This window comes from Paracoccus pacificus, assembly GCF_042680785.1.
Classification (GTDB): domain Bacteria; phylum Pseudomonadota; class Alphaproteobacteria; order Rhodobacterales; family Rhodobacteraceae; genus Paracoccus; species Paracoccus pacificus.
Genome location: NZ_JBHUEN010000016.1, coordinates 1 through 24,072 on the forward strand (window position 1 = coordinate 1; position 24,072 = coordinate 24,072).

24 protein-coding genes are annotated in these 24,072 nt (G+C 65.6%); 14 read left to right on the forward strand and 10 right to left on the reverse strand.

The genetic code is table 11. The annotated features are described in order from the left end of the window. Positions 1–44: 44 nt before the first annotated feature. Positions 45–1,004 carry a calcium-binding protein gene (locus ACFSCT_RS05510; protein WP_379140796.1) on the reverse strand — a complete coding sequence of 320 codons (960 nt, stop codon included), beginning with the start codon at positions 1,002–1,004 and terminating at the stop codon, positions 45–47. Positions 1,005–1,664: 660 nt separating this feature from the next. Between ACFSCT_RS05510 and ACFSCT_RS05515 the strand changes: the two genes are divergently transcribed. Beyond that, positions 1,665–2,090, forward strand: a complete 426-nt coding sequence (locus ACFSCT_RS05515; protein ID WP_379140798.1) for a hypothetical protein — start codon at positions 1,665–1,667, stop codon at positions 2,088–2,090. Positions 2,091–2,330: 240 nt separating this feature from the next. On the opposite strand, the gene ACFSCT_RS05520 is transcribed toward ACFSCT_RS05515, so the two are convergent. Continuing rightward, positions 2,331–3,545, reverse strand: a complete 1,215-nt coding sequence (locus tag ACFSCT_RS05520; RefSeq protein WP_379140800.1) for an MFS transporter — start codon at positions 3,543–3,545, stop codon at positions 2,331–2,333. Between the two features lie 102 nt (positions 3,546–3,647). On the opposite strand from ACFSCT_RS05520, the gene ACFSCT_RS05525 reads away from it, so the two are divergent. Next, positions 3,648–4,244 carry a TetR/AcrR family transcriptional regulator gene (locus tag ACFSCT_RS05525; RefSeq protein WP_379140802.1) on the forward strand — a complete coding sequence of 199 codons (597 nt, stop codon included), beginning with the start codon at positions 3,648–3,650 and terminating at the stop codon, positions 4,242–4,244. Positions 4,245–4,429: 185 nt separating this feature from the next. Then, on the forward strand, positions 4,430–4,642 hold the full coding sequence (locus ACFSCT_RS05530; protein ID WP_379140803.1) for a hypothetical protein: 213 nt from the start codon (positions 4,430–4,432) through the stop codon (positions 4,640–4,642). A 47-nt stretch (positions 4,643–4,689) separates the two neighbouring features. Here ACFSCT_RS05530 and ACFSCT_RS05535 read toward each other — a convergent pair whose 3' ends face one another. From ACFSCT_RS05535 to ACFSCT_RS05550, 4 genes are all read right to left on the reverse strand, one after another. Continuing rightward, positions 4,690–5,628, reverse strand: a complete 939-nt coding sequence (locus ACFSCT_RS05535) for an isoaspartyl peptidase/L-asparaginase family protein (protein WP_379140804.1) — start codon at positions 5,626–5,628, stop codon at positions 4,690–4,692. Continuing rightward, positions 5,625–6,539 carry a polysaccharide deacetylase family protein gene (locus ACFSCT_RS05540; RefSeq protein ID WP_379140806.1) on the reverse strand — a complete coding sequence of 305 codons (915 nt, stop codon included), beginning with the start codon at positions 6,537–6,539 and terminating at the stop codon, positions 5,625–5,627. The genes ACFSCT_RS05535 and ACFSCT_RS05540 overlap by 4 nt, the downstream gene beginning before the upstream one ends. A 93-nt stretch (positions 6,540–6,632) precedes the next feature. Further along, positions 6,633–8,213, reverse strand: coding sequence for an ABC transporter substrate-binding protein (locus tag ACFSCT_RS05545; protein WP_379140807.1), 1,581 nt, complete (start codon positions 8,211–8,213; stop codon positions 6,633–6,635). Then, on the reverse strand, positions 8,210–8,851 hold the full coding sequence (locus ACFSCT_RS05550) for a MarR family winged helix-turn-helix transcriptional regulator (RefSeq protein WP_379140809.1): 642 nt from the start codon (positions 8,849–8,851) through the stop codon (positions 8,210–8,212). The genes ACFSCT_RS05545 and ACFSCT_RS05550 overlap by 4 nt, the downstream gene beginning before the upstream one ends. Positions 8,852–9,028: 177 nt before the next feature. Here ACFSCT_RS05550 and ACFSCT_RS05555 point away from each other — a divergent pair, with 177 nt between their 5' ends. From ACFSCT_RS05555 to ACFSCT_RS05580, 6 genes are read left to right on the forward strand one after another with little or no spacing between them, the layout of a single operon-like run. Beyond that, positions 9,029–9,730 carry a creatininase family protein gene (locus ACFSCT_RS05555; protein ID WP_379140812.1) on the forward strand — a complete coding sequence of 234 codons (702 nt, stop codon included), beginning with the start codon at positions 9,029–9,031 and terminating at the stop codon, positions 9,728–9,730. Positions 9,731–9,754: 24 nt separating this feature from the next. After that, positions 9,755–10,726, forward strand: a complete 972-nt coding sequence (locus ACFSCT_RS05560) for an ABC transporter permease (RefSeq protein WP_379140813.1) — start codon at positions 9,755–9,757, stop codon at positions 10,724–10,726. Position 10,727: 1 nt separating this feature from the next. Then, entirely contained in the window at positions 10,728–11,624 is an 897-nt protein-coding gene (locus tag ACFSCT_RS05565) for an ABC transporter permease (RefSeq protein WP_379140816.1), read from the forward strand. Next, on the forward strand, positions 11,621–13,309 hold the full coding sequence (locus ACFSCT_RS05570) for a dipeptide ABC transporter ATP-binding protein (RefSeq protein ID WP_379140818.1): 1,689 nt from the start codon (positions 11,621–11,623) through the stop codon (positions 13,307–13,309). The genes ACFSCT_RS05565 and ACFSCT_RS05570 overlap by 4 nt, the downstream gene beginning before the upstream one ends. Before the next feature lie 31 nt (positions 13,310–13,340). Next, positions 13,341–14,369, forward strand: coding sequence for a DmpA family aminopeptidase (locus ACFSCT_RS05575; RefSeq protein ID WP_379140820.1), 1,029 nt, complete (start codon positions 13,341–13,343; stop codon positions 14,367–14,369). Positions 14,370–14,371: 2 nt separating this feature from the next. Continuing rightward, positions 14,372–15,082, forward strand: coding sequence for a sulfite exporter TauE/SafE family protein (locus tag ACFSCT_RS05580; protein ID WP_379140822.1), 711 nt, complete (start codon positions 14,372–14,374; stop codon positions 15,080–15,082). Positions 15,083–15,206: 124 nt separating this feature from the next. Here the strand turns inward: ACFSCT_RS05580 and ACFSCT_RS05585 are convergent, their stop codons facing one another. From ACFSCT_RS05585 to ACFSCT_RS05600, 4 genes are read right to left on the reverse strand one after another with little or no spacing between them, the layout of a single operon-like run. Beyond that, positions 15,207–15,992 (reverse strand): heme ABC transporter ATP-binding protein, encoded by a 786-nt coding sequence (locus ACFSCT_RS05585; protein ID WP_379140823.1) that lies wholly within the window; start codon positions 15,990–15,992, stop codon positions 15,207–15,209. After that, entirely contained in the window at positions 15,989–17,056 is a 1,068-nt protein-coding gene (locus ACFSCT_RS05590; RefSeq protein WP_379140825.1) for a FecCD family ABC transporter permease, read from the reverse strand. The genes ACFSCT_RS05585 and ACFSCT_RS05590 overlap by 4 nt, the downstream gene beginning before the upstream one ends. Then, positions 17,056–17,919 (reverse strand): heme/hemin ABC transporter substrate-binding protein, encoded by an 864-nt coding sequence (locus ACFSCT_RS05595; protein WP_379140827.1) that lies wholly within the window; start codon positions 17,917–17,919, stop codon positions 17,056–17,058. Before ACFSCT_RS05595 ends, ACFSCT_RS05590 begins: the two co-directional genes overlap by 1 nt. Continuing rightward, complete coding sequence (locus ACFSCT_RS05600; protein ID WP_379140828.1) at positions 17,916–18,941, reverse strand: hemin-degrading factor; 1,026 nt, start codon at positions 18,939–18,941, stop codon at positions 17,916–17,918. Before ACFSCT_RS05600 ends, ACFSCT_RS05595 begins: the two co-directional genes overlap by 4 nt. A gap of 150 nt (positions 18,942–19,091) precedes the next feature. Here ACFSCT_RS05600 and ACFSCT_RS05605 point away from each other — a divergent pair, with 150 nt between their 5' ends. The 5 genes from ACFSCT_RS05605 to ACFSCT_RS05625 all read left to right on the forward strand — a co-directional run bounded on the left by ACFSCT_RS05605 (position 19,092) and on the right by ACFSCT_RS05625 (position 24,036). Beyond that, the gene (locus tag ACFSCT_RS05605; protein WP_379140830.1) at positions 19,092–21,110 is read left to right on the forward strand and encodes a TonB-dependent receptor domain-containing protein; all 2,019 of its coding nucleotides are present in this window, start codon (positions 19,092–19,094) and stop codon (positions 21,108–21,110) included. Positions 21,111–21,199: 89 nt separating this feature from the next. Continuing rightward, entirely contained in the window at positions 21,200–21,988 is a 789-nt protein-coding gene (exbB, locus tag ACFSCT_RS05610; protein WP_379140832.1) for a tonB-system energizer ExbB, read from the forward strand. A gap of 4 nt (positions 21,989–21,992) precedes the next feature. After that, positions 21,993–22,505 (forward strand): TonB system transport protein ExbD, encoded by a 513-nt coding sequence (gene exbD, locus ACFSCT_RS05615; RefSeq protein WP_379140833.1) that lies wholly within the window; start codon positions 21,993–21,995, stop codon positions 22,503–22,505. Then, on the forward strand, positions 22,502–23,455 hold the full coding sequence (locus ACFSCT_RS05620) for a TonB C-terminal domain-containing protein (protein ID WP_379140835.1): 954 nt from the start codon (positions 22,502–22,504) through the stop codon (positions 23,453–23,455). Before exbD ends, ACFSCT_RS05620 begins: the two co-directional genes overlap by 4 nt. Further along, a complete protein-coding gene (locus ACFSCT_RS05625) occupies positions 23,452–24,036 on the forward strand; it encodes a hypothetical protein (RefSeq protein WP_379140837.1) in 585 nt (194 codons plus the stop codon). Before ACFSCT_RS05620 ends, ACFSCT_RS05625 begins: the two co-directional genes overlap by 4 nt. The last annotated feature ends 36 nt before the right edge of the window (positions 24,037–24,072 follow it).

The window sequence follows — 24,072 nt, forward strand, 5'->3', positions numbered from 1 at the left end:
GCGGGCGGTCGCAGTCCCCGCTTCAAGCCGCTGATCTCGTCCGTTCAGAGGAATTCAGTGAAAAATCGAGGTGCCCCATAGATGGTGTCGCTTCCCGCGCCGCCCAGAATCGTGTCGCCCCCGGCACCGCCGGTCACGGTATCGTTGCCGATGCCCGCGACGATGCTGTCATTGCCGGCGCCGCCGTCGATGTAATCCGCGCCGCCGAGCGTGTCGGTGCCGGCAACGTCGTCCCCGTAGATGGTGTCATTGCCCGTACCGCCGTAAAGCGTGTCAGCGCCGGCCCCGCCCAGAATCGAATCGTTTCCGGCGTCACCATAAATCGTGTCGCTGCCGAGCCCGCCATCAAGCGTGTCGTTGCCCCCGGGGACAACGCCGGTCGTGGTCAAGGACGCATTGTCGATGATGGTCTGCCGGTTATTCGCGTTGTTTATTGATTCAACGAAAATTCTTACGCTTATCTGACCCGTTGCGGCGGAGGCCCCTACCGCGATCGGCAGACTGATCGTATTCATCGTTCCGGCAACATAATTGGACGGGAACGTATAGGTCGTCGTGCCAATGCGGGTCGTTCCGACATAGATTTCGACCGTAACCGGGCTTGGCCCATACCTGCCCGTCCCGGTTCCGCCAGCGTATTGACCGCCTACGTCGAGTGTAAAATTATAGCTTTGGTTACGGTCGTAAGTAACGCCCGTATTCTGCTCCAGCCCTTGCTTGACGCCATTCTGGTTTCCGGTGTCGATGTAATTCGCCGCGCCAGTCGTGAAAGTATGGACCTGTTGGCCGACGCCCTGGGTGGTATTATTCGGGTTATAGCGCGTCCATCCAGCCGCTACGGTATTACTGTTATATCCCGATTCGAGGTTATTCCCCTCGAACGTACCGTTGGCGAGCAGGTTGTCGCCACGGATCACGTCGTTCCCGGCGCCGCCAGTAACGGAATCGGCCCCTGCCCCTCCGGTAAGAACTTCGGGTCTGCTGCTGCCGGTCAAATTAGCCATGACTGTACCTTGCTGGGTGTGACGGAAACGTGGGCTGACGCGCTTTGCCTTTACCAAAGCATTAAGCGTCGGGATAGGTGGAATCTGGAACACATGGTTCAGACCTTTCCGCGTGCCGCAAGAGCGTGCCACGGGGTGCGATCACGCGGTTGCAGCGTCCCGGGGTAGCGATGATTTCCTTGTTGCGGCGTGAAGATAATGCTCGGCGGCATCGAAAAAGCCTATAGAAACATAATTTTGCCGATCACGCCTCGATATTGCCGTCGTGGCCCGGCGTGAATGGAGCCGCGTTCGGGCGTTTCTCCGCCCGTCCGACCGACGGCCGAAGCGGCCGTCAGAGGCGGCAGATTTCCGCTTAACCGGCAACCGGCGCTCCGATCACCGAAAAAGGCCGATCGCTGATGCGCGATACGCTGAGTTTCAACAGCGACACTAGCGGGGAATGCCTTGTCCATGGGTTGGCGTTCGCCGTGCGTCACCCACGACAAGGCGGAATATCGCACCAACACGCTAAATGTTGTGGAATTGGGTGAATCTTGTCGGCGCTCGGTTCAGGAACCAGGACCGAGGTTCCGATACGCGTTCCGGTATCCGTGCATCTGCCGGACATCAAAGCGTGGCTTTTGACGGGCCGGGCTTTCCATAGGCTGACGTCCCGCGATGCTGGCCGCCTTATGGTTCTGGTTCGGAAGGCTTGGCTGCACCTCGCGAATCACTTCCCGCTTCTTTGCGATACCGGAACATGGACCGGAAGGTGAGATCGAGGCGCTGCGCGACCTCACCGCGCTTCTCGGCCTCGCAGATGGTCGTCTGCGCGCCGGGTCCGAACTAGCGAAGCTGATCCGGGCCAATCGTCCACCTGGGGGGCGCATATATCGGATATTTTCCCTTTATATTATTGGCGATGGTGTTCAGTCCAGAGATTGCACTAGGGAAACTATGCGAACCCTGAAGGTAAATTGCCGAAGCATTCGCTTCCGGGAAATTTCGCCATATGCCCAAGCGAATAATACCCGGTTTCCAGAAACCGCCGCGTTCCATTATTCAGCAGCCATTGCGCAACGATCGTTCCGGTTTTCCTTTTGAATTTCCGGGTCAAGCCGCGTGAGTTTATCCCCGCCGCATCGACATATAATTGCAGTCACAGCGGCCCATCCAGACACCGGCCGCCCCATTTACTCGTGCGGCAAGCTGGTTTTTGCCGCCAACGGTTTCCTGGCATAGGGCGCCTACGCAAACCCCTGATCCGCGGCATTGAACCGCCTCGATATACGCCTGACAACATGCCCGACCGGGCGGCTTGCCCCGCACGCGCCTTGGCCGTGCTCAGGAAATCCGGCGTGCCTTTGCCGGGGCAAGGCTGACAAGGCCCAGAACCGCAAGGCCGAACCCGACCCACAGCGGTGCGGTCAGGCCATAGCCGGCATCAATCCCCAACCCGCCGGCCCATGTGCCGACAGCAAGCCCGCCGGTAATGACCGAGGAGTGGACGGCGTTCACCATCGGATCGGGATTTGCCGCGCGCATCACCCGCGCCGCCATCGCCGGGTTCATCGTGATGCCGAACAGGCCGATGACGATGAACGCCGCTATGCTGATGACCGGGTCCGCCGCGAAAAGCGCGAAGACCGCAAGCGCAATGGCCAGGATCGTCAGACCGCCGATCAGGATCGGAATCGTGTAACGGTCGGCGAAACGTCCGATCACCAGATTACCCACGACATTGGCCACACCATAGATCGCCAGCAGCACCGGAATGGTGGTGACGGGCAGGCCCGCGACCTGCGTGAAAATGGCCGCGAAATAGCTGAACGCCGCAAACGTCGCCCCGATGATAAGTCCGCTGGTCAGATAAGCCGCCCAAAGCCGCCCGTTCCCGAGTGCTGCAAAGCTGGACCTAAGATCGGTGAAATCCTCGGGTTTCGATGACGGAACGCCGACCGCAATAATCATCGTGGCGACCGCCGTCAGCATGACGATGCCCCAGAAACTTACCCGCCACCCGAATGTCTGGTCGATCAGCGCCGTTGCCGGAACGCCGATTACGGGGGCGAGCATCACCCCGGCAAGGACAACGGAAACGGCGCGACCGCGAAACTGCGGCGCGACCAGATTGGCGCAGATCGTCAACCCTATTCCAAAGCATCCGCCGCTGGACACACCCTGCACGACACGGCCAAGCGCCATCATGGCGTAGCTTGGCGCAACGGCCGTCAGCACGCTGCCGATGACAAACAGCCCCAGCAGCCAAAGAAACGCCGGTTTGTTCGGCACCCGGAGTTGCAGCAAGAAGGCGGTGGCCAGCGGCCCGCCGATGGTCATGCCAAGCGCAAACAGCGAGATGAGATAGCCTATCTCACCAACCGAAACGCCGAACGCCTGTGAAAGCGACGGCATGATTCCGGCAACCATGAACTCCGAGGTCGTCGTGGCGAATACGGCCGCGGCAAGCAGATAGACCGCCAGCGGTATTCTTGTGGACGACGGTTCTTCGCAGCCTGTCGATGGCGGGCATCTGCCCAGCGTTTCGGCGTTGGTCATCAGAAAACATCCATTTATATATTACTGACTATAGAAATGGCTATCGCCCTTGCCCACTGTGGTCAAGCGATTTATATAAAAGCGACTACGGAAAGGATCGAGATGGCAATCAAGGGCCGGCCGCGCAGCTTTGACCGCGATCAGGCGCTTCATCGCGTGATGGAGGTGTTCTGGGCGAAAGGCTATGAGGGCGCGCAGATCAACGATCTAATCGCCGCCATCGGCATCACGCCGCCCAGCTTCTATGCGGCTTTCGGGTCGAAGGAAGCCGCCTTTCACGAGGCTGTGGATCTTTATCTGGCTACGGTCGGTTCGGCGCCAAAGCGTGCGCTGGACGAAGCCGCGACGACAAAAGCCGCCATTCGCGCCGCGTTGCAGAGCAGCGTCGATGTGGCGCTTTCCTCGCAGTCCGGCGGGTGCCTTCTGATCCTTGGCGTCGTCAACTGCCTGCCCGAGAACCAGACGGCGCGCGCCCATCTTATGCAGGCGCGCCGGAAAACCGTGGAAATGCTGCGCAAACGCCTTGAACGCGGCGTGGACGAGGGCGAGCTTCCGGGTGACATGGATGTCAACCGCCTTGCCGCCTTTTACCACGGTGTCATGCAGGCGATTTCCTTTCAGGCCCGCGACGGCGCCACGCGCGACGAGCTGGAGGCGCTGATCGAACCGGCGCTGACGGCATTGCCTTTGCAGAGCTAGCGCGCCAGAGGCCCTGACGGTCTTGTGGACGCCTGATCGTGTCGGGGCCTAACCCTTCACCGACGGATTGATACGGGTAAAACCCCCTGCGGAGAGCGGTAAGGGAATGGGCGCGCGGTGAGGGCGCGCGCTTCGTCAGCCTCGTTACCTGTTCCGGCATCGGGCCCCGGCCGAGCGCGCCGTTGATGACCGCCGTGCCGGCCCGGTTCCCTAAACCGCCATCGCACCGGCTCGGCGACGGCACCATCATCGTCGAGAACATGGTCCTGACCATCGAACCGGGAATGGAATACGCCCCCGGCAAGATGATCGTCCACGAAGAAAACATCGCGATAACCCCGGACGGTCCGCGTCTTCTGACCAAGCGCGCACCGCGGGAAATGCCCGTCATCCGATAAGGCCGAAAGGACGAGCCGCCTCCCGCCTTCGCCCTCCAGCCGGCCCCTCAGCGATAGATAAACGTCTGCGGCGCTTCGTTCGGCCGGGCGATGCCGCGATACATGCCTTCGCAGTTGAACGGCAGCGCCACATTGCCCTGTGCGTCGACCGCGATCACCCCGCCCGAGCCGCCGTGCGGCATCAGATCCTCCATCACGACGGCGGTCGCGGCCTTGTCCAGCGTTTCGCCGGCATGGCGCATGCGGGCGGCGATTTCCGCCGCGGCGGTCCAGCGGATGAAGATTTCGCCATGGCCGGTCGCGGACACCGCGCAGGTGCGGTTATCCGCAAACGTGCCCGCGCCGATCACCGGCGTGTCGCCGATCCGGCCCGGCGCCTTGGCCGTCATGCCGCCGGTCGAGGTCGCGGAGGCCAGATTGCCCCGGGTATCAAGGGCGACGGCGCCGACGGTGCCGTGACGACGCGCCGGGTCGGTCTCGTCGCCGCCCGCCGCGCGCAGCGCCAGCGTTTCCTGCAAGGCATCCCACCGCGCCTGAGTGAAGAAATAGTCGCGGTCCGCAAAAGGCAGCCCGGCGTTTCGCGCCATCTCGACCGCCGCCGGTCCGGCCATCATCACCTGCGGGCTGTCCATGACCAGACGCGCCGCGCGGACCGGGTTGCGCGGCCCGAATATGCCCGCGACCGCGCCGGCCTGCCGGTCGCGCCCGTCCATCACCGCCGCGTCCATTTCCTGCGCGCCGGCCGCGGTAAAGACCGCGCCGCGCCCGGCATTGAACAGCGGCTCATCCTCAAGCGCCGCGACGGCTTCGATGACCGCATCGACGGCAAGGCCGCCTGCGGACAGGACCGCCTCCCCGGCGCTCAGCACCCGGCGCAGGGCGGCGTGATAGGCCGCTTCCTTTTCAGGCGTCATCTTGCTGCGCAGGATCGTGCCCGCCCCGCCATGAACGACCAGCACCCAGTTCGGTTTGCCCGTGGTCGTCATCCCCGCACCTCCATCCCCGCCTGATCCGCGCAGTACCGCGCGATGTCGGCATGCGTCGCCACCCAGCAATCGCCCTTTTCCGTGATCCGGCGCAGCAATTCCTCGAGAATGAAGATGCGCGAGCGATAGCCGGTCACATGCGGGTGCATGGTCAGAAGGAACAAGCCGCCCTCGGCATAGGCGCCCTCGAATTCGCGCAGGAAGATGTCAAGGACGGCGGGCGGCGCGGTATAGGGCCGCTGAGCGCCAAAACGGTTCATCATGAAATAGGGCGCGTCGTCGCGGATCCATTCGACGGGAAGCTCGACGATCCCGGTCGGGCGGCCGGCGCTGACGATCTCATAGGGGTCGTCATCGGCGAAAAGCGAGCTGTCATAGACCAGCCCCAGTTCCTCGGCGATGGCAAGCGTCGTCGGGCTGTAATCCCATGAAGGGGTGCGCATCCCGACCGGACGGGTGCCGGTGATGCGCTCCAGCGTGTCGGCAGCGCGCAGCATCAGCTCGCGTTCCTGCGCCGTGGGCACTTGGGTGTTCACCTCGTGGATCCAGCCGTGAAGCGCGACCTCGTGGCCGTCGTCGACCAGCGATTTCTGCTCGTCCGGGTGCAGCTCGGCCGACACCCCGGGCACGAAGAAGCTGGCCTTGGCGCCGAAGCGGTCCAGCACCTCGCGGATGCGCGGCACGCCGCGGCGGGCGCCATATTCGCCCCAGGACAACCGGCCGATGGATTTGCCGCCGTCGCGCAATTCATTGGTTTCGTGATCGCTGTCAAAGCTCAGCGCGACCGCGCAGCGCGCGCCGCCGGGCCAGTTGGCGGGTTTCAGCGAACGGCCGGCGCGGACGAAATCGACAAGGCCGCGCCAGGTCGGTTCGTCCCAGACATAGGGTGGGGTATCGGGCGCAAGGCTCATGGCGATCTCCGTGAGACAAAAACGCGGCCCGGCGGAAACCGGGCCGAAGGACGCCGCCCCCAAAGGCAAAGGGGCGGCGGCATCTTTCACCGCTTACTGAACGGGGTGGACGTCCATCGCGACGGTGTCCTCATCGGCGCGGGGATCATAGGTCACCTTGTCGGCCTTCATCCCCCAGGCCGAGACGTTGATCGCCAGCGGCAGGTCGGGGCGGTCGGTCGCGACCAGCATGTTGGCCTCTTCCAGCAGCGCCTTGCGCTTGGCTTCGTCCATTTCGGCGGCGGCGGCCTCGATCAGCTCGTCCATCTTGGGGTTGGAATAGCCGCGCACGTTGAACGCGCCCAGCGATTTTTCGGGGTCGTTCGTGTGCATCAGCGAGGACAGCATGTAATTCGCCTCACCCGTCAGCGTGGCCCAAGAGGCCATGTAAAGCGAATATTCCCCGCGGGTCTTTGCCGGGTTGAACACGGTCGCCGGGACGCCCTGAACATCGACGGTGACGTTGATCGCGGCCAGAAGCTGGCCGATGGTCGGGCCAAGCTCGGTCGGCATCCGGTCGTTGGCATAGGCCAGCGTCACCTTGAACCCGTCGGGATAGCCCGCTTCGGTCATCAACTGCCGCGCCCGCTCGACATCATAGACCGGGGCGGGAATGTCCTTGTTATAGCCGAAGATGTTGGGCGTGACCAACTGGGTCGAGATAAGCCCCATGCCTTCCAGAGCAACCTCGGTGATGGCCTCGCGGTCCAGCGCAAGATCGAAGGCTTCGCGGACGCGCGGATCAAGGAAGGGGTTCTTGTCCAGTTTCTTGCCGGCATTGTCCCAGACCTGCGGCGTCGTCTCGCGGAAGTCGAATTCCAGATAGGGAATGAAGGCGGACGGGTTTTTCACCACCTTCAGCGAACTGTCCTGCTCGATGCTGGCAAGATCGGTGGCCGGGACTTTCGAGATCAGATCGACCTGCCCCGCCAGCAATTGCGCGACGCGCGCGGCATCGTTCGGAATTTCCTTGCGGGTCACCTTGTCCCACGGCTGCGGACCGCCCCAGTAGCCGTCGAACTTCTCCAGCACCAGATCCTGCGTCGGCGCCCAGCTTACGAATTTATAGGGGCCGGTGCCGATGGCCGCCTTGCCCGAGTTGAAGCCTTCGGCCGAGGTTTCCTTGGTCGAATAATCCTTGGCAGCCTTGCTGGACACGATGAACAACCGGATCAGGTCGTTGGGCAGCGTCGGGGCCGGTCCGTTGGTCTTGATGCGGATGGTCAGGGGATCGACGATCTCGACCCCGGCCACGCGGCGGACATAGATCGTCGTCGGGTTCGGGCCGGTCACGTTCGGAATGCGCTCGATCGAGAACTTGACGTCCTCGGCGGTGAAATCGGACCCGTCGTGGAATTTCACGCCCTCGCGCAGCTTGAATTCCCAGGTGGTGTCGTCGATCGGCTTCCATTCCGTGGCCAGCAAGGGTTCGACCTGAAGATCATTGCCGGATTTCAGCAGCGTGTCGAAAATCTGCTTGGTCGCCTCGGCATTGGCCGATGTGGCGGTGAAATGCGGGTCCATCGAGGCCGGCCCCGATTTCGTCGCGATCACCAGATCGGCGGCAAAACCGGCGATCGGGGAAGAAAGCGCGGTTGCCAGAAGTGCCGCGCGAAGCATGGGTTTCAGTTTCATGGTTCCCTCTCGGATAGAGTGCTTTCGGGGTGATTTGGCGCCGTTTTCTTCTTGGTTTGCGCCGTTGAAATTCGTGCCTGCCGCATGCGTTCCCGGGCGATCTCGGGCCATGCGTCGGATGCGGCGACCAGCTTCGTCAGAACGTCGGACAGGGTCAGCCGCTCGGCCGGGGTCAGGGTTTCCAGCATCAGCCGCTCATGCCCCAGCATGGCGGCCTTGACGGTCTCGACCGCCTCGCGGCCCTTGTCGGTCAGGCGCAGGGTGATGCGGCGCTGATCCTCGGGGTCGACCTGCCGGTCGATCAGCCCAAGGCCGTGGACCTTGTTCGCCGCACGGCTGAGCGTGTTCTTGGGAAAGCCGGATGCCCGGACGACATCGGTCAGCGTGGTGTCGCCGCTGATATACAGCGACCACAGCACGACGAAATCGGGCCGCAGCAGGCCCAGCGTGTCCTGAATGAAGCCGTAGACCGGGTTGTTGAAATGCAGCGCCAGATAGTTCAACCGGAACGAAAACCAGCACGGATTTTCCCACAGCCGGGCGCGCAGCGGACTGTCCTCGGCGATACCCTCAACCACCGGAGGCATCTCGCGGCCGGCGCGGCCTTCGTAAAGCGACTGGCGGGTTTCGTTGTCCATACAATGAATAATCTTGCGCTAGATGTCCCATTTGGGACAGTAATTGCAAAAAATACCTTGCGTCAACTTAATTTTTTGTTCCTAATGGAACTGTAATTGACCCGAGTCGCGACAGGTTGCCGGCTGCCCGCCGGTGCCCCGGCATGTCCGGCGCGGACCCGAAAAAAGGCGGCAAAGATGCGTATTCAGGATATGAACTGGGGCCAGGTCGAGGAACGGGTGACCGTCGACGACCGATGCGTTCTGCCCATCGGCTCGGTCGAGCAGCACGCCTATCTGAGCCTCGCCACCGACATGATTCTGGCCGAGCGTGTCGCCGTCGAGGCGGCCGCGCCGCTGGGCGTGCCGGTTTTCCCCTGCCTGCCCTACGGCATGGCCTCGGGCTTTGCCGCCTTTCCGGGCACGGTCACGCTGCGGCTGCGCACCTATCTGGCGGTGATCGAGGATATGCTGGACAGCCTTCATCGCGGCGGCTTTCGCCGGATCCTTATCGTCAACGGCCATGGCGGCAATTCGCCGGTGGCGCCGCTGCTGAGCGAATGGATGAACGACCATCGCGATGCGTCGGTCAAGCTGCATGACTGGTGGCGCGCGCCCGCAACCATGGCCAAGGTGCAGGAAATCGACCCGGCCGCGTCACACGCAAGCTGGATGGAGAATTTCCCATGGACCCGGCTTGAGGGCGCGATGGTGCCGAATTTCAGCAAGGAGCGGATCGACTTTGCCGCGACGGGCCGGGTCGACGCCTGGCGCAAGCGCGAGCGGCTGGGCGAAGGCAATTATCACGGCGTCTTTCAGCGGCCGGACGCGGACATGCTGGCGATCTGGCAGGTCGGGGTCGAGGAAACGCGGGCCGAGATCGAACACGGCTGGCACTGACCGATCACGCTGCGGAGGCTGACCATGGCATCTTTCATTTTCCGTCGACTGACGCAGGCGCTGATCGTGCTGCTGGTCATGTCGGTGCTGGTCTTTGCCGGGGTTTATGTGATCGGCAACCCGGTCGATGTGCTGATCTCGCCCGACGCGACGCAGGCGATCCGCCAACAGGTGATCGAGCAATACGGGCTCGATCTGCCGCTGTGGCAACAATACCTGCATTTTCTCCAGCGGCTTTTGACCGGCGATCTGGGCAGTTCCTTCGTTTTCAACATGCCGGTCGCGACGCTGATCGCGCAAAAACTGCCCGCGACACTTGAACTGACGCTGATCGCGGTCTTCTTCGCCTCGGCCATCGGCATCCCTTTGGGCATCTATGCCGGGTACAAGCCCGACAGCATCGCCGCGCGCATCATCATGGCGGTGTCGGTTCTAGGCTTTTCGGTGCCGACCTTCTGGATCGGGCTGATGCTGATCATGGTCTTTGCGGTGCAGCTTGGCATTCTGCCGGCGGGCGGGCGCGGGCAGACGCGCGAATTGTTCGGGGTGCCGTTTTCATTCCTCACCCTCAACGGCTGGTCGCATCTGCTGCTGCCGGCGCTGAACCTGTCGCTGTTCAAGATGGCGATGATGTGCCGGCTGGCGGCATCCGGCACGCGCGAGGTCATGCTGACCGACACGATCAAATTCGCCCGCGCCGCCGGCATCCCCGAGCGCGAGATCCTGCGCCGCCATGTGCTGAAGCTGATCGCGATCCCGCTGGTCACGATCTTCGGGCTTGAACTCGGCTCGACGCTGGCCTTCGCGCTGGTGACCGAGACGATCTTCAGCTGGCCCGGCCTTGGCAAGCTGATCGTCGATTCGATCACCTCGCTCGACCGGCCGGTGATGGTGGCCTATCTGATGCTGGTCTCGGCGCTGTTCGTGGTCATCAACCTTTGCGTGGATCTGACCTATGCGCTGCTTGATCCGCGCCTGCGGCAGGGGGTGCGTTAAGATGGCGGATGCAACCACGACGGGGGCCGTCTCGCCCCTTGCCCAGTTCTGGCGCGATTTCCGCCGCAACAAGGTCGCGGTCGTCGCGCTGGCGGTGGTGGTGATCATCATCTTCGTCGCCGTCTTTGCCGCCTTCATCGTGCCGCAGGACCCTTATGACCTGAAATCGCTGGTGCTGCGCGATGCGCGCCGCCCGCCCGGCTATGTCGGCGGCGACGGGATGCTGCACATCCTCGGCACCGACAGTCAGGGCCGCGATCTGCTGTCGGCGATCGTCTATGGCCTGCGGATTTCGTTGCAGATGGGCCTTCTGGCCGGCGCCATCGCCTTTTCCATCGGCGCCATCGTCGGCTGTTTCGCGGCTTACGTCGGCGGCCGTACCGAGGCGCTGATCATGCGCATCGTCGATATCCAGCTGTCCTTTCCCGCCATCCTTCTGGCCTTTGTCGTCGCGGCCATCCTTGGGCAGGGCAAGGCGCAACTGATCCTGGCGCTGGTCTTTGCGCAATACGCCTATTTCGTGCGCACCGCCCACGGCGCCGCCGCCGCCGAACGGCAAAAGGACTATGTTCAGGCGGCGCTGTCGGTCCCGATGAGCGGCTGGTTCGTCATCACCCGGCATATCCTGCCGAACGCCCTGCCCCCGCTGATCGTCGTCGCGACCGTGCAGGTGGCCTCGGCCATCTCGCTCGAGGCGACGCTGTCGTTCCTTGGCGTCGGCCTGCCCGCGACCGAACCGTCGCTGGGCATGCTGATCGCCAACGGCTTTCAATACCTGATGTCCGGCCGCTACTGGATCGCCATCTATCCCGGGGTGGCGCTGATCATCCTGATCATGGCGATCAACCTTGTCGGCGACCAGATCCGCGACCAGTTGAACCCGAGGCTGCGCCGATGACCGAACTTCTGGACGTGCGCGATCTGCGCACATGGTTTCACACCGACCGCGGCATCGTGAAATCCGTCAACGGTATCTCGTTCTCGATGAAACGCGGCGAGGTTATGGGGCTGGTCGGCGAATCCGGCTCGGGCAAGTCGATCACCGGATTCTCGCTGATCGGGCTGATCGACAAGCCCGGGCAGATCGAGGAAGGCAGCTCGATCCGCTTCGACGGCCGCGAGTTGGTCGGTCTGGACGAACGCGAATTGCGGCGCATCCGGGGCAAGGACATCTCGATGGTGTTTCAGGACCCGATGATGACCCTGAACCCGGTCGTCCGGATCATCGACCAGATCGGTATGGCGATACGGGCGCATGAGCGCGTCTCGGACGCCGAGGTCCGCCGCCGTGCGGTCGAGGCGCTGGACCGGGTGCGCATCGTCGATGCGGCGCGCAAGGTCGACCAGTATCCACACGAATTTTCCGGCGGGATGCGGCAGCGCGTCGCCATCGCCATCGCGCTGCTGCACCGGCCGCGTCTGGTCATCGCCGATGAGCCGACGACCGCGCTCGACGTGTCGGTGCAGGCCGAAATCCTCAAGGTGGTCAAGGCGCTGGTCGGCGAGATGGGCACCTCGCTGATCTGGATCAGCCACGATCTGGCGACGGTATCCTCGATCGCGGACAACATCACCGTCATGCGCCGTGGCCGGATCGTCGAGGCCGGGCCGGCGCGTCAGGTGCTTACCCACCCGACCCATCCCTATACCCAGGCTTTGCTGGCGGCATTGCCGTCGCGGTCGAAACCGGGTCAGTTGCTGGCTTCGGACGCGACCGAGGCCGCCGGCGGTTTCGATCTGGCGGCACTCGGCGGCGCAAGCCAGAACCGGGCGCCCGACCCCGAATTCGTGGTGATGCGCGGCATCGACAAGGTTTTCACCCGGCCCCCCGGCCTGCTGCGGCGGCTGGGCATGCGGCTGGGTTTCGAGACCGAGCCGGCAAGGGTCCATGCCGTCAAACAGGCGTCGCTGACCATCGCGCGGGGCGAGATTCTGGGGCTGGTCGGCGAATCCGGGTCGGGGAAATCGACCCTTGGCCGCATTCTTTGCGGCATCACGCCGCCCACGGCCGGAACCGTCCGCGTCGCCGGCGAACCGGTGATGGAGGGCGACCACAAGCGCGGCACCAAGGTCCAGATGATCTTTCAGGATCCCTTCGCCTCGCTGGACCCGCGGCGCACGATCTTTCAGTCGATCGCCGAGGGACCGCTGGCGCATGGGCTGTGCACGCGCGCCAATGCGCGCGCCTATGTCGAAGGGTGGCTGCGCGCCGTCGCCTTCGACCCCGCACTTGCGAACCGCTATCCGCACCAGTTTTCGGGCGGGCAAAGACAGCGCATCGCCATCGCCCGCGCGCTGGCCATGCGGCCCGAGGTCATCGTCTGCGACGAGCCCGTCGCCTCGCTGGACGTGTCTATTCAGGCGCAGATCATCAACCTGCTGATGGAGTTGCGGCGGCAGTTGAACCTGACGCTTCTGTTCATCAGCCACGATCTGTCGGTGGTGCATCACCTGTGCGACCGTGTCGTCGTCATGCGCCACGGCGAGATCGTCGAGACGGGCAGCGCCGAGCAGATATTCAAGGCGCCGAAACAGCCCTATACACGCATGTTGCTGGATGCCATTCCGAAACTGGCCTCGTGACGGCCAGCGCATCTGGAAGGGACGGGCTGACATGGCGCGGGCGCGCGAATACGGGATCGAATGCGGCATCATGGAACCGGGGCCGCGAAACGCCATCACCGATGTGCCGGGCGTGGCGGTCGGTCACGTGACCTTGCGCGGGAACGGGATCAACACCGGCGTGACCGCGGTCCTGCCGCAGCCGGGAAACCTGTTCCGGGACAAGCTGACCGCGGCGGTCGAGGTCATCAACGGTTTCGGCAAAAGCGCCGGGCTGGTGCAGGTGGCGGAACTCGGCACACTGGAAACCCCGATCCTGCTGACCAACACCTTCGGCGTCGGCACCTGCGTGAATGCGCTGATCCGCCGCGCCATCGCGGAAAACCCGGCGATCGGACGCAGCACCTCGACCGTGAATGCGGTGGTCGGCGAATGCAACGACGGACCGCTGTCGGATATTCAGGCGCTTGCCGTGACCGAAGCGGACGCGGTGCGGGCGATCGAGGCGGCGGGGCCAAAGGTCGCCGAAGGCTCGGTCGGGGCCGGCACTGGCATGTCCTGCTTTGGCTTCAAGGGGGGCATCGGAACCGCCTCGCGCCGGGTCCGGATCGCGGGCGTGACGCGCTATCTGGGCGCGCTGGTTCTGGCGAATTTCGGCCGCGACGGGGATCTGGTCCTGCCCGATGGCCGGCGACCCGACTCGCGCGGCGACGCCGGGGCCGAAAAAGGCTCGATCATCGTCGTATTGGCGACCGACGTCCCCGTGGATCAGCGCCAGTTGCAGCGCATCTGCCGCCGCGCCGGTGCCGGGATCGCGCGGCTGGGCGCCTTCTGGGGCCATGGCAGCGGCGACATCGTGCTGGGCTTCACCACCCAGAACCGGGTTTCGCATGCCGCCGATAACGATGTGATCCCGGTCACGCGGCTTGCGGACGACCGCATCGACGAGATGTTTCGCGCCGCCTGCGAAACGACCGAAGAGGCGGTGCTGAACGCCCTTTGCGCGGCGACGGCGGTCACCGGGCCGAACGGCGAAACGCGGCCGTTGCTGGCCGACTGGCTGCACGAACAGGCGAGGTAACGATGACCCTGACCGCTTTTCTTGTCCTGTCTCTGGTGGTCGGCGCCTCGGCCTTTATTCAGGGTGCCGTCGGGATGGGTTTTGCGCTGATCATCGCGCCGGTTTTCGGCTTTTTCGACGCCAGCTATCTGCCCGTCACCCTGCTGATCCTGATGTTGCCGCTGAAGTTCCTGATCGGCTGGCACGAGCGTGGCGCCATCGACCGGATCGGCGCCGGCTGGATCACCCTCGGGCGGTTCTTCGGCACGTTTCTGGGCATGGCGGTGCTGGTCGCGCTGTCGGTGCGGCAACTGGAGATCGCGGTCGGGCTTCTGACCATCCTCGCCGCGGTCGTCGCGCTGCTGTCGCCGCCGTTCAAACCGACCCCTTCGGCCGCGATCGGCGCCGGGCTGTTCACCGGCGTGACCGAGACCGCGACCGGCATCGGCGGCCCGCCGCTGGCGCTGCTGTATCAGCATGCCCCCGGCCCGGTTCTAAGATCGACCCTCGCCACCTGCTTTCTGCTGGGCGAGATCATCTCGCTGGTCATCCTGCTGATCGCCGGCCGGATCGGGCTGGCCCAGTTACTGGCCGCGATCTATCTGACGCCGGCGGTCCTGATCGGCAGCGTGCTGGCGCGGCACGTGCATTCCGGCATCAATGGCCCCGCCCTGCGGCTGGCGGTGCTGATCTTTTCCATCGTCAGCGGCGCGGCGCTGGTGCTGAAAGGGTAAGAAGGGCTTACGCTTTCAGCACCGGCGGGGCGCGACCATCCGGAAGGGTCCGGTCGCGGATTGTCGCCCGGGCAGAAGCCCGCAATATCGCGCAGTCACTGGCCGGGGATAGCCCCGATGCCTTTCAGCCCGCCACCGCCGCCATTTGCGGCAGCACGAACAGACCTGACGGGGGCACGCCCCCGACCTCGATGCGACAGCCGTAGGCGGCCGAAAGAAGCGGGCCGGTCAGCACCGCCGACGGGGCACCGACCGCCAGCACCCGGCCCCGGTCGAGCAGCGCGACCCGGTCGGCGACCATCGCGGTCAGGTTCAGATCGTGCAGGACCACGACCACCCCGCCCCCGGCTTCGGCAAAGCGGCGCGCCTCGCGCATGACCCAAAGCTGATGAGCGATGTCCAGCGCACTGACCGGTTCGTCCAGAAACAGCCACGCCGGTCCGGCCTCGGTCACCGGGCGCCAGACCTGCACCAGCACCCGGGCAAGCTGCACCCGCGCCTGTTCGCCGCCCGAAAGCTGCTGATACATCCGGCCGCCATGACCGGGCAGGTCGACGCGGGCCAGCGCGGCGGGGATGCGCGCGGGATCCGGCGCGGGATCGGCCTGAAGCCCCAGCGCCACCACCTCGGCCACGGTAAAGGGAAAGCTCAGCGCTGCCGCCTGCGGCAGCACCGCCCGGCGCCGGGCCAGTTCGGCCGGGGCGATCCGCCCAAGATCGGTGCCGTCCAGCGTGATGCACCCCCGCTCGGCCGGTATCTCGCCGGTCAGATGGCGCAGCAGCGTGGTCTTGCCCGATCCGTTCGCGCCGATGATCGCGGTCACCTCACCTGCCCGGGCGCTCAGGTCCACGCCGTCAAGGATCGCACGACCGTCGCGGTGCCAGCTTAGTTGCGTGACGCTCAGGCTCATAGGTCGATCACCCGTCGGTTGGACAGCAGGATCCACAGAAAGAACGGCCCGCCGATCACCGCCGTCAGGATGCCGATGGGCAGTTCCGCCGGAGCGACAATGCTGCGGCTGACCATATCGGCGGCGACCAGCATCGCCCCGCCCAACGCGCCCGCGGCGGGCAGCAGATAGCGGTGGTCCGGCCCGATCACCAGCCGCAACAGATGTGGTGCGACGATACCGACAAAGCCGATGCCGCCGGCCATGGCCACCGACGCCCCGGCCAGGGCAGCCGCCGACAGGATCGCCCGGCGCTTGATCCGCTGCACATCGGTGCCCAGATGCAGCGCCACCGCCTCGCCCAGTGCCAGCGCGTTCAGGCCGCGCGGAAGGGTCGCCGCGACCACCGCGGCCAGCGCCATGATCGGCAGGCAAGCACCCAGCCGGGTCCAGCTTGCCCCGGCCAGCGAGCCCATTCCCCAGAAGGTCAGGTCCCGCAACTGGTCGTCATTGGCCCGATAGACCACAAGCCCCGACAGCGCCGAGATCATCGCCGCCAGCGCCAACCCGGCCAGAAGCATCGTCGCGACCGAGGTGCGGCCGGCGCGGGTCGCGATGGCGTAAAGGGTCAGCATCGCGACCCAGCCGCCTGCGAAAGCCGCGACCGGAACCAGATGCCAGCCCATCAGCCCCTGCACCGCCACGGGCAAGGCGCCGCCCAGCACGATGGCCGAAATCGCGCCCAGCGAGGCGCCGGCGCTGACGCCCAGCAAGCCCGGATCGGCCAGCGGGTTGCGGAACAGACCCTGCATCAGCGTCCCCGCCACGGCGAGCGACGCCCCCACCGCCAGACCGGCGACCATGCGCGGCAGGCGGATCTGGGTGATGACGATTGCGTCGGTCGCATCGACAGCGCCGCCTGAAACCATCGCCCACAGCGTCCTGAGGGCACTGACCCCCGAGGCGCCGTGCCCCAGCGACATCAGCGCGACGACCGCCGCGAGCCCGGTCAGAGCCAGGACGGCGCGGCGGCCCAGATAGGCGCGGCTGCCCTCGATCCGGGGCGTATCGGCAAGGGCCACCATCACGCGCCGCCGTAAAGCGCGCGATGCAGGTCCAGCGCCGCCTTGCCGGTGCGCGGACCGAACCCCAGAAGATAAAGGCCGTTCATGCGGATCACCCGCCCGGCCTTGCCGGCGGGGGTCGCGGTCACTGCGGGCATGGCCAGCACCTGCGCCTTTTGCGCCTCGGGGTCGGTCGCGCCATCGCCGCGATCCATCATCAGGATGGCATCGGGGGCGGCGGCGATCACCGCCTCGTCGGTCAGCGGCTTGTAGCCCTGAAACCCCGAAACCGCGTTCGTCGCACCGGCGAGCGTAATGATCGCCTCGGCCCCGGTTCCGGCGCCGGCGGCCAGCAAGCGGTCATCCTGCGCCGACAGCACGAACAGCACCCGCTGCGGCGTGGCGATGGCGCGATCGGCCTTGGCCGCGCGGGTCAGATCGGCTTCCAGCGCGGCGCGAAGCGCGCCGTCCGCGACGCCCAGAACCTCGGCGACGGCATCGGCCTTGGCCAGGACGCCGCCGGGCGAGGCGCCGGAGGGGATTTCCTCATAGGGGATGCCGGCCGATTTCAGCAGCGCCACGGCCTCGGGCGGCCCGGCGCCTTCCTCGGCGAGGATCAGGTCCGGGCGCATCGACAGCACGCCCTCGGGCGAAAGCTGGCGCATGTAACCGACATCAGGCAGCGCCATCGCCTCGGGCGGAAAGGTCGAGGTCGTGTCGCGCGCCACCAGCCGGTCGCCTGCCCCGAACGCATAGACGAATTCGGTCACCGCGCCGCCGATGGCGACGATCCGTTCGGCATCGGGATGCGGTTCTGCCAGCGCCGACGCCGGCACCGCCCCCAGCGCAAAGAGCAGCGCGGCGCCGATCGAATGACGGCTCATGCCGCGACCTCGACCGCGGCGGGCAGATCGGCGACCAGCGCGGCCCATGTCCGGGGATCGCCGCCCTTTTCGCTGCGCATCCCGAAACACTGGAAAATCAGCTCGCCCGCCGCGTCGAACGCCTCGACCGATAAGGCCGAGCCGCGTTTGGTCGGCTTGTCCACCGCCCAGACCTCGGCCACCTGATCGCCGCGCAGATGCAGGTTAAACCGGTCGTCCAGCACATTCAGCCACGGCCCCATCGGCTTGACGTTGCCAAAGCCGCCGGAATGGATCTCGATACAGCCCATGTTCCCGACGAACATCATCACCTGCTGGCCGGTTTCCGCCACGCGGTCGAGAAGCGCGGGCACCGCCGCAATCGCCAGCGGCCGCACCAGCGGCGCGCCGGCCACCCGATAAGCGCCCAGCCGGTTCATCTTCAGCCGCCGGACCAGCGCGTTGAACTGATGGGTGTCGGTCATCCGCCCCCAGTCCTCGCGCAGCGCATCGGCGCGATCGGGGGCCATGCGCGCGCCTTCCGGGGCGGCGCGCTCGGCGAATGTCGGCGGGGTCTGGTCGGACAGCGCCAGCGTATCGCGCAGCACCGCCAGCGCGGCCGCGCCCGATTCCGCGCGTAGGTGGATCTTGTGGATCGCATCGCCCGCGGCGTCAAACACCTGCACCGACCGCTTGCCATCCAGCTCGACCACATAGCCATGTACCCAGTGGCGGGGGAACATGCGCATGTCGATCTCGGCATCAAGGGTCATCGCGGCGTGATCGCCGTCATGGAATTCCCGATAGGTGCCCACCTTCTCGATCACGCAGGAGCGGTTGCGCGTCAGCGCCATCACTTCGCCCAAAGCCCCGGCCAGCGGTATCAGGCGCCCCGGTTTCGGGTCGATCCGGGTCACGCCTGTGCCCAGTTCGGCGTTCAGCAAGGCCGCCTCGGGCACGCCCAGAGATTGCGCCAGATCAAGCGGGCGCAGGGTGGAATCGCGGCGCGCGGCGCGCAGGGTTTCGGCAGAGAGATCGTTCATCCGGCTTTCCTTTGGTTGTTCGATGTACGGGCGCAACATCTGGCAAGAAAGCTGGACGTGAATTGTTGACAAAAATACTTCGGAATTATACCCAACGCAAGACCCCGCCAGCCCCTGAGCCAGCGATTCCGCAACGCCTCAGGAGGTTTCATGTCCCCTCGCCCATCCGTTCTTCTGCTTTTGCTGACCTCGGCCGCCGCGCCGCACGCCCTGTTCGCACAGACCGCGCCGAGCACCATCGTTCTTGACCCGGTGGTCCTGCGCGCCGGCACCGAAAAGGTCGCCTCGCAGGTGCCGCAATCCGTCACCGTGGTGGATGAGGCCGAACTGAACCAGATCGCCCCCGACAACATCGGTCAGGTGCTGGACCGGGTGCCCGGCGTCGCCGGCGTCGGCTCGGGCAGCTTTTTCGGACAGGCATTCAACATCCGCGGCTTCGGTGCCGGGCTGGCCGCGTCGGAATCAGGGATCGTTCAGATGATCGACGGCGAGGAAAAATATTATGAATCCTATCGTCAGGGCTCGCTTTTCGTCGAACCCGACTTTCTGAAGCGGGTCGAGGTGCTGCGCGGACCGGGCGCGTCGACGCTGTACGGTTCGGGCGCGCTTGGCGGCGTGATCGCGATGGAGACACTGGAAGCGGCCGATCTGATCCCCGAGGGCGCGGCACAGGGCGGACGGGTGCGGCTGGGCTATGACACCAACCCCGACAGCGCCTTCGGCAGCGCGATCTGGGGCTGGCGCAACGACAGCGGTTTCGAGGCGGTTGCCGGCTTCGCACTGCGCAAACTGGGCGACAGCACCGACAGCAATGGCGACGTGATCGTGCGGGCGGACTCGACCACGCCGAACCTGTTACTGAAAGCCAAGCAGAGCTTCGGCGATCACTATGTTGAAGCCAGCTATCAGCATCTTGAAGCCAAGGGCCGGGATCAGGATTTCAACCAGCTTGAGGGCGCACAGGTGGGGCTTTTCCCGGGCTTTCCGGGCTGGGGCGTCGGCGACATCACCACCCGCGATCAGACCGCGCGGCTGGTCTGGGGCTACGACCCCGCCGATCCACGCATAAACATGAAGGTCACCCTGTCCTATACCAATACGATCAAGGACGTGCGTCAGGGCGATGATCCCGCCGAACCGATCATGTCATCGCTGCTGGGCCGGCGCGATTACGGGCTGTGGAAGCTCAAGGCCCAGAACGTGGCCGATCTGTCCTCGGGCGCGTTCAGTCATTTTCTGACCTTCGGCGCCGAAACGCTGTGGCAGGACCGGACGTCGTCGGTAACGTCGTCGTCCCACCCCGAGGCCAAGACCCGCGGCGCCGGCATATTCGCCCTGTCAGAGATCGAGATGGACCGGCTGACCGTGAACACCGGGCTGCGCTATGAACGCCAGCGGACCGAGCCCGCCGACAGCGTGACCTATTCCGACGATGTGGTGAAATCGTCGTCCTTCGAGCCGCAGATCGCGCTGATGTACCGGCTCAGCGACGATCTGTCGGTGTTCGGCTCGCTGGCGCGGGTCAACCGGATGCCGACGGTGGACGAGCTTTATGACGGCTTCAGGGGCGCCGCGCCCTCGCCGGATCTCAGGACCGAAAAGGGCCGCAACGTCGAGATCGGCCTGTCCTGGACGCATCAGTCCGATGCGGGCGAGGCGGCGGCCAAGCTGACGCTGTTCCAGAACCGGATCACCGACATGATCGTGCGCACCGATGGCGTCGCGCCGACCCCGGCCTATGTGAACCTCGACCGCGCCACGCTGCGGGGCGGCGAGCTTGAGGCATCCTGGCGATCCGACGCGTGGACGCTGGCGGCGGCGGTGTCGGTGGTGAACGGCGCCTTCGACGATGACGACATGCCCGACGGGATCAGCCTGCCGAACGACCGCGCGGTGCTCAGCGCAGTCTGGGACGGCGGCGGCGCATGGCGCGCCGGCATCACCTCGACGCTGGCGGCCGGCCGCGACAAGCAGGATGGAACCTATCGCGGCGGCTATGGCGTGCACGACATATTCGCCGAATGGACCCCGCAAGACGGGGCGATGGCCGGAACGACCGTGCATCTGGGCATAGATAACGTGACCAACCGTGACTATACGCCCGCGACCTGGATGACCGGCCCGGCGCCGGGGCGGAACGTCAAACTGACGCTGACGCGCAAATTCTAGGCGTCCTATCGCAACCCCGGGGGGCGCCCGCCGCCGTGCGGGCCGCCCCCTTCATCCGCGCCGCTGACCTGAACGAGGTGCCAAATCTCATGCCGCAATTCTTTCCTTTCCGGGTCCGGGCTGATCTGATCGCGATCGCCGTCCTGCTGTGTCTCGCCGCCGTGTTTCCGACGCAGGTGCAGGCACAGGACATCGCCGCGCTGCCGCACGATCTGTCGCCGATGAGCATGTTTCAACAGGCGGATATCGTGGTCAAATCCGTCATGCTGGGGCTGATGCTGGCCTCGGTCGTGACCTGGACGGTGCTTGTGGTCAAGTCGATCGAACTGGTCACCGCCATGTTCAGGGTCCGTCGCGGCGCGGCCCGGATCGAAGCGGCGCCGAGTCTGCGCGATGCCATCGCCACCGTCGACGGCACCGGCGCGGTCTTTCAGATGATGCGGGCCACCGCGCGCGAGATGAACCGCTCGGCCGAGGTGCTTGCCGGCGCCGGGCTGCGCGAAAGGATCGGCTCGCATCTGCAGCAGATCCAGTTGCGCGCCGCGCGGCAGATGGGGCGCGGAACCGGCGTGCTGGCGACGATCGGCGCGACCGCGCCCTTCGTCGGGCTGTTCGGCACGGTCTGGGGCATCATGAACAGCTTCATCGGCATCTCGGAGGCGCAGACCACGAACCTCGCCGTGGTCGCACCGGGCATCGCCGAGGCGTTGCTGGCAACCGCCTTGGGGCTGGTCGCGGCCATTCCGGCGGTCGTGGTCTACAACATTTTCGCCCGGGCGATCAGCGGCTATCGGCAGCAGTTGACCGCCTCCGCGGCGGGCATCGAGCGTCTGGTCAGCCGCGATCTGGATCACGCCACCGCCGGGCAAAGGATCTGAACCGATGGCCGGCGGTATGTATGGTGGCATGTATCAGGACGACGATCTGGCCGAGAACCACGAGATCAATGTCACGCCCTTTATCGACGTGATGCTGGTCCTGCTGATCATTTTCATGGTCGCCGCGCCGCTTGCGACCGTGGATGTGAATGTCGATCTGCCGGTTTCGAACGCCCCCGCCTCGGGCCGTCCCAAGGCGCCGGTCTGGCTGTCGGTCGGCCCCGATCTGTCGTTGACGCTGGGCAACGATCCGGTGACGCCGGACGATCTTCGCGCCGGGCTGAACGCCGCGACCGGCGACGATCCCGAACAGCGCATCTTTCTGCGCGCCGATCAGGGTGTCGCCTATGGCGATCTGATGGCGGTGATGAACCGGTTGCGTGACGCGGGCTATCTGCGCATCGCGCTGGTCGGGCTGGATCCGGCAAGCGCGGCGCCGGCCGCCTCACCGGCTGGCGATGGCCCGCGGCCGATGCCGGGCTCGCCGGTTTCCGAAGGCGGGGGAACGCCCCGATGATCCGCGACCTGCCCCGCGTGATGTTCTGGTGCGCGATGGCGGCGCTGATCGCATCGGTTCATGTCGCGCTGGCGCTTTGGGCCATGCAACAAGAGGCCGCGGCGCTGCCGGTTCCGGCCGACGCTGTGGAGATCGAGCTTGCGCTGGCGCCCGGACTGCCCGAGGCGCCGGCCGCTATCCCTGTCGCCCCGGGCACGGCGCAACCGAAAAATTCCACCGATGCCGCCAGGGGGCCCGAGCCAATGCCGGAACCTGCGGCCGATTTCCAGCCTCCGCCGATCGCGCCATTGCCCCCGCCCGACATGGCGCAACTGCTTCCGGCACCCCCGATCCCGTTGCCTGATCCCGTGCTTCCGCCGCTTGTGCCTCTGCCGCCGCCGGATTTCGCCAGTCTGGCGCCCGCCGTGCGCCACCCGCCGCCGCCGCGCCCCGAACGCATCGCCGCCCGCGCCCGGCAAGACCGGCCCGACCCCGAGGCCAGGGCGCAGCCCGCGCCGCGACAGGAACCGCGCCGTCAACCCACCCGCGATGACCGGCGGGACGCTGCCGAACGTCGCGAAACGCCCGAGCGCGCGCAGGCACAGACGCGCACCGGCCATCAGACCGCCACCGCCCGAGCGGCCGCCTCCGCAGCGCCAAGCGGCGGCGCCGGAAATGCCCGCCGCAATGCCGGCATGACAGCCGCGTCGTGGCAGCGCATCGCCGGCGCGCGGGTCAGCGCCCACATGAGCCGCACCCGCGTCGGCGGCGCCTCGGGCACCCTGCGCGCCGTGGTGGACGTGTCTGTCAGTTCCAGCGGTGCGACCTCGGCCCGGCTGGTGCAGGGAACCGGCGACAGTCGCAGCGATTCGGCCCTGGCGCGTCAGGCCACGCGGATGCCGAAACTGCCGCCGCCGCCGAACGGACAATCCGTCAATTTCCAGCAACCGATCGTCATCCGGCTGCGGTGACGGCTGTCGGATGCGCCGGCGATGTCGCGCTTGGCGGGTTGGCAAGCGGGCTTGACGGCGCGATCTCGGGGACCGGGCCGGGGATTGTCGGCGGGGTCGCCTCCAAGGCCCTGATGCAGTCGGGGTTTTCGCTGAAGAAGGATTTTTCCGGTTTCAGGCCGATCGAGCAGGTCTTTGGCGCCGAGGGCGAATTCTTCGGCGAAAACCAGTCCGGTAACGCCAAGGCCAGCACCAAACTGTCCGGCGGCGCCGAGCCGGATTATTTCGGGGACAACCTGCCCTGGGCCAAAGAGGTTTATGGCGATTCCAAGAACACCGCCAAGATCCCGAACTGGGATTCGCAGCCCTCGAAAGCCTCGGGCATCGGGCAGCTTCAGCAGATCTATGACGCCATACCGAACCGTTTCGATCAGACGACGAACCCGACCGGCAACAAGATGACGCTGTATTACCGCCCCGGCGTCAGCCTGCCCGGGCCAAGGCATGGTCTTGCGCCGCAGATCGCCGACGGAAGCCTGCTGCTTGAGCCGCTGACTCAATATGTCTTTGCGCCCCCGGACGTCGCCGGCTCGATCAAATAGCCGCCGCTCTCTCGGACGCCCCCGGGTCACCTGTTC

What these genes read in the sequence shown, in the direction of transcription:
- ACFSCT_RS05510 (WP_379140796.1), bottom strand. Translation starts at nt 1,004, where the DNA reads ATGGCTAATTTGACCGGCAGCAGCAGACCCGAAGTTCTTACCGGAGGG.
- ACFSCT_RS05515 (WP_379140798.1), top strand. Translation starts at nt 1,665, where the DNA reads ATGCTGGCCGCCTTATGGTTCTGGTTCGGAAGGCTTGGCTGCACCTCG.
- ACFSCT_RS05520 (WP_379140800.1), bottom strand. Translation starts at nt 3,545, where the DNA reads ATGACCAACGCCGAAACGCTGGGCAGATGCCCGCCATCGACAGGCTGC.
- ACFSCT_RS05525 (WP_379140802.1), top strand. Translation starts at nt 3,648, where the DNA reads ATGGCAATCAAGGGCCGGCCGCGCAGCTTTGACCGCGATCAGGCGCTT.
- ACFSCT_RS05530 (WP_379140803.1), top strand. Translation starts at nt 4,430, where the DNA reads ATGACCGCCGTGCCGGCCCGGTTCCCTAAACCGCCATCGCACCGGCTC.
- ACFSCT_RS05535 (WP_379140804.1), bottom strand. Translation starts at nt 5,628, where the DNA reads ATGACGACCACGGGCAAACCGAACTGGGTGCTGGTCGTTCATGGCGGG.
- ACFSCT_RS05540 (WP_379140806.1), bottom strand. Translation starts at nt 6,539, where the DNA reads ATGAGCCTTGCGCCCGATACCCCACCCTATGTCTGGGACGAACCGACC.
- ACFSCT_RS05545 (WP_379140807.1), bottom strand. Translation starts at nt 8,213, where the DNA reads ATGAAACTGAAACCCATGCTTCGCGCGGCACTTCTGGCAACCGCGCTT.
- ACFSCT_RS05550 (WP_379140809.1), bottom strand. Translation starts at nt 8,851, where the DNA reads ATGGACAACGAAACCCGCCAGTCGCTTTACGAAGGCCGCGCCGGCCGC.
- ACFSCT_RS05555 (WP_379140812.1), top strand. Translation starts at nt 9,029, where the DNA reads ATGCGTATTCAGGATATGAACTGGGGCCAGGTCGAGGAACGGGTGACC.
- ACFSCT_RS05560 (WP_379140813.1), top strand. Translation starts at nt 9,755, where the DNA reads ATGGCATCTTTCATTTTCCGTCGACTGACGCAGGCGCTGATCGTGCTG.
- ACFSCT_RS05565 (WP_379140816.1), top strand. Translation starts at nt 10,728, where the DNA reads ATGGCGGATGCAACCACGACGGGGGCCGTCTCGCCCCTTGCCCAGTTC.
- ACFSCT_RS05570 (WP_379140818.1), top strand. Translation starts at nt 11,621, where the DNA reads ATGACCGAACTTCTGGACGTGCGCGATCTGCGCACATGGTTTCACACC.
- ACFSCT_RS05575 (WP_379140820.1), top strand. Translation starts at nt 13,341, where the DNA reads ATGGCGCGGGCGCGCGAATACGGGATCGAATGCGGCATCATGGAACCG.
- ACFSCT_RS05580 (WP_379140822.1), top strand. Translation starts at nt 14,372, where the DNA reads ATGACCCTGACCGCTTTTCTTGTCCTGTCTCTGGTGGTCGGCGCCTCG.
- ACFSCT_RS05585 (WP_379140823.1), bottom strand. Translation starts at nt 15,992, where the DNA reads ATGAGCCTGAGCGTCACGCAACTAAGCTGGCACCGCGACGGTCGTGCG.
- ACFSCT_RS05590 (WP_379140825.1), bottom strand. Translation starts at nt 17,056, where the DNA reads ATGGTGGCCCTTGCCGATACGCCCCGGATCGAGGGCAGCCGCGCCTAT.
- ACFSCT_RS05595 (WP_379140827.1), bottom strand. Translation starts at nt 17,919, where the DNA reads ATGAGCCGTCATTCGATCGGCGCCGCGCTGCTCTTTGCGCTGGGGGCG.
- ACFSCT_RS05600 (WP_379140828.1), bottom strand. Translation starts at nt 18,941, where the DNA reads ATGAACGATCTCTCTGCCGAAACCCTGCGCGCCGCGCGCCGCGATTCC.
- ACFSCT_RS05605 (WP_379140830.1), top strand. Translation starts at nt 19,092, where the DNA reads ATGTCCCCTCGCCCATCCGTTCTTCTGCTTTTGCTGACCTCGGCCGCC.
- exbB (WP_379140832.1), top strand. Translation starts at nt 21,200, where the DNA reads ATGCCGCAATTCTTTCCTTTCCGGGTCCGGGCTGATCTGATCGCGATC.
- exbD (WP_379140833.1), top strand. Translation starts at nt 21,993, where the DNA reads ATGGCCGGCGGTATGTATGGTGGCATGTATCAGGACGACGATCTGGCC.
- ACFSCT_RS05620 (WP_379140835.1), top strand. Translation starts at nt 22,502, where the DNA reads ATGATCCGCGACCTGCCCCGCGTGATGTTCTGGTGCGCGATGGCGGCG.